The organism is Pseudomonas brassicae, from assembly GCF_010671725.1.
Classification (GTDB): Bacteria; Pseudomonadota; Gammaproteobacteria; order Pseudomonadales; family Pseudomonadaceae; genus Aquipseudomonas; species Aquipseudomonas brassicae.
The window spans coordinates 1-3,657 of sequence record NZ_JAAHBU010000515.1; the positions used below are offsets into that span (position 1 = coordinate 1).

The following is a 3,657-nucleotide window of genomic DNA, read 5'->3' on the forward strand; positions in this document are numbered from 1 at the left end:
GGGTTCTGCGGTGTTCACAAAACCCTGTGGGAGCTGGCTTGCCAGCGAAGGGCACAGCGCTACTCTCGAAGCAGTAAACACAAGGACCTGAACCGTGAGCAAGTCGATTCTGCTGGTCGATGACGACCAGGACATCCGCGAACTGCTGCAGGCGTACCTCAGCAAGTGCGGCTTTCAGGTGCAGGCCGTGGCCGATGGCCAGGGCTTTCGCCAGGCGCTGGACGCGCACGGCGCAGACCTGGTGATCCTCGACGTGATGCTGCCCGACGAAGACGGCTTCAGCCTGTGCCGCTGGGTGCGTCAGCACCCGCGCCAGGCGCAGGTGCCGATCATCATGCTGACCGCCAGCTCGGACGAGACCGATCGCGTCATCGGCCTTGAGCTGGGCGCCGATGACTACCTGGGCAAGCCCTTCAGCCCGCGCGAATTACAGGCGCGGATCAAGGCGCTGCTGCGCCGTGCCGGCTTCGTGCAGGAGCGCAGTGGCGGCGACGTGCTGTTGTTTGATGAATGGCGCCTGGACACGGTCAGCCATCGCCTGTTCCACCGCGACGGCGAAGAGGTGATCCTGTCCGGCGCGACTTCGCGCTGCTCAAGCTGTTTCTCGATCATCCGCAGCAGATCCTCGACCGCGACACCATCGGCAATGCCACCCGTGGCCGCGAACCGATGCCGCTGGACCGCATCGTCGACATGGCGGTCAGCCGCCTGCGCCAGCGCCTGCGTGACACCGACAAGCCGCCGCGCCTGATCCGTACCGTGCGCGGCAGCGGCTACCTGCTGGCAGCCTGTGTTGCGCCGGCACACTGAGCGGCGCTGGCGCCTGCCGCTGCCGCGCTCGCTGCTGGGGCGCATGCTGTTGCTGACCTTGCTGGTGGTACTGCTGGCGCAGGGCCTGTCGAGCGTGATCTGGCTGTCGCAACTGCGTGCCAGCCAGCTTGAAGGGCTGCTCGCCAGCGCCCGTAGCCTGGCCCATTCGATGACCGCCAGCGTCAGCTACTTTCGCTCGTTGCCGCTGGCCTACCGGCCACTGGTGCTGGACCAGCTGCGCAGCATGGGCGGTACGCGCTTCGTGGTGTCGCTCAACGACCGCCCGCTGGACATGCAGGTGCTGCCCGTCACCCCGCGCAAGCAGGCGGTGATCGATGCCTTCGAGCAGGTGCTGCACCAGCGCCTGGGCGAGCAGATGCAGATCTCGGTGGAATTCGTCAGCCCCGATCGGCTACGCATTTTCAACAGTGGTCTCAAGCTCGACGAACTGCCGCGCTCCTGGGCGCACTATTCGCTGACCCTGGAACCGGTCAACCCACCGGTGCTGGTGACCCAGATCCGCCTGGGCGAGGACGAGTGGCTGTATATCGCCTCGTTGCTGCCCGAGCCCTACACCAGCCTGGAGGCCGAAGGCCTGCCGCGCCAGCAGGTGTGGTTCATCGCCCTGACCAGTTTCTTCCTGCTGCTGTTCATCGGCCTGCTGGTGCATTGGCAGAGCCGGCCGCTCAAGCGCCTGGCACGGGCGGCACGCGAGATGTCGCTGGGTGCCGACGTGCACCGGTGGTGGAAGGCGGCGGCAGCGAGGTGGTCGAGGTAGGGCGCGCGTTCAATGCCATGCGCGAACGTATCAGCCGCTACCTGACCGAGCGCAGCCAGCTGTTCAGTGCCATCTCGCACGATTTGCGCACGCCCATCACGCGGCTGCGCCTGCGTGTCGAACTGCTCGAAGACGAGCAGGTGCAGCACAAGTTCGGCCGTGACCTGGATGAGCTGGAACTGTTGGTCAAGGGCGCCCTGCAGTGCGTGAAAGACACCGACATCCACGAGAACATCGAGCTCATCGACCTCAACCAGGTGCTCGATTGCCTGGTCGAACCCTACCTGGCGAGCGGGCGTATCACCGTGCAGGGCCGGGCGCAGGCGACCTACCCGGGCAAGCCGCTGGCACTCAAGCGCTGCATCGGCAACCTCATCGACAACGCGCTCAAGTATGGCGAACGCGCGCACCTGCGCATTCTGGACGGTGCTGCAAGCTTTGTGCTGCAAGTGGACGACGAAGGTCCGGGGGTGCCAGAGCAACGGCAGGAGCAACTGTTCGAACCGCATTTTCGCCTGGCCGGGCAGCAGCAGGGCTACGGCCTGGGGCTGGGTATCGCGCGCAACATTGCCCACAGCCACGGCGGTGAGGTGAGCCTGCGCAACCTGCGCGAGGGCGGCTTGCGGGTGACCTTGAGCCTGCCGCGGGTGTGAATGTCACCAGCCGGTGACATTCGTGCATCCCTTCGTTACCTCCGCCCTGACTCGCTCTGTTTAGACTTCGATGCAAGCGCAAGCAGCATGACTTGCACCTGCATAACAACAAGAAAAGGTTCCTCTCGATGAATGCGATCAATCGCCTCGCCGCCCTTGTCTCCCTTGCCACCTGGTTGCCGCTCAGTGCCCTGGCCGCCGATGCCGGTACGGTCGAAGTGACCCACTGGTGGACCTCGGGGGGTGAAAAGGCGGCGGTGGACACCCTCAAGCAGCAGATCGAAAAAGACGGCTTCATCTGGAAAGACAACGCCGTGGCCGGGGGCGGCGGTGCGGCGGCGATGACCGTGCTCAAGAGCCGTGCGGTGGCGGGCAACCCGCCAGCCGCTGCGCAGGTCAAGGGCCCCGACATTCAGGACTGGGGCGCGCTGGGCCTGCTGACCGAGCTGGACGATGTCGCCAAGGCCAACAACTGGGATACCTTGCTGCCGAAAAAAGTCGCCGACATCATGAAGTACGACGGCCACTACGTAGCAGTGCCGGTGAATATCCACCGGGTCAACTGGCTGTGGATCAACCCGCAGGTGTTCGACAAGGCCGGGGCCAAGGTACCGACCACCCTCGATGAACTGTTCGCTGCCGCCGACACGCTCAAGGCTGCCGGCTTCGTGCCGCTGGCCCATGGCGGCCAGCCGTGGCAGGACAGCACCGTGTTCGAAGACGTAGTGCTGAGCATCCTCGGGCCCAAGGGCTACCACGCGGCGTTCGTCGAGCTGGATGAAAAGACCCTCACCGGCGCGCAGATGATCGAAGCCTTCAAGACCCTGCAGCGGCTGGGCACCTACATGGACCCCAACCGCGCCGGGCGTGACTGGAACATCGCGGCGGCCGAGGTGATCAACGGCAAGGCCGGCATGCAGATCATGGGCGACTGGGCCAAGAGCGAGTGGACTGCGGCGGGCAAGGTGGCCGGCAAGGACTACCAGTGCGTACCGTTCCCGGGTACCCAGGGCAGCTTTGCCTACAACATCGATTCGCTGGCGATGTTCAAGCTCAAGAACGAGAACGACATCAAGGCCCAGAACGACCTGGCCAAGGTGGCGCTGGAGCCGCAGTTCCAGACCGTGTTCAACCAGAACAAGGGCTCGTTGCCGGTGCGCCAGGACATGGACATGCGCCAGTTCGACGCGTGCACGCAGAAGTCGGCGGTGGACTTCAAGGACGCCGAGAAGGGCGATGGTCTGCAGCCGAGCATGGCGCACAACATGGCCACCAGCCTGGCGGTACAGGGCGCCATCTTCGATGTGGTGAGCAACTTCCTCAACGACCCCAAGGCCGACCCGGCCACGGCGGTCAAGCAACTGAATTCGGCGATCAAGTCGGCCAAATGATTCGCTGAACCCTGACCTGTGGGGG

The 3,657-nt window shown here is 64.8% G+C and carries 1 protein-coding gene and 2 pseudogenes; all 3 read left to right on the plus strand.

What is annotated here, in order from left to right; all coding sequences use genetic code 11:
* Positions 1 to 94 precede the first annotated feature (94 nt).
* Positions 95 to 810, plus strand: a pseudogene (locus G3436_RS25480) (response regulator).
* 19 nt (positions 811 to 829) lie between these two features.
* Positions 830 to 2,241, plus strand: a pseudogene (locus tag G3436_RS25485) (ATP-binding protein).
* 128 nt (positions 2,242 to 2,369) lie between these two features.
* Positions 2,370 to 3,632, plus strand: a complete 1,263-nt coding sequence (locus tag G3436_RS25490) for an ABC transporter substrate-binding protein (RefSeq protein WP_163950946.1) — start codon at positions 2,370 to 2,372, stop codon at positions 3,630 to 3,632.
* Positions 3,633 to 3,657: the final 25 nt, after the last annotated feature.

Coding starts and splice junctions, on each gene's coding strand:
- G3436_RS25490 (WP_163950946.1), top strand. CDS start 2,370: ATGAATGCGATCAATCGCCTCGCCGCCCTTGTCTCCCTTGCCACCTGG.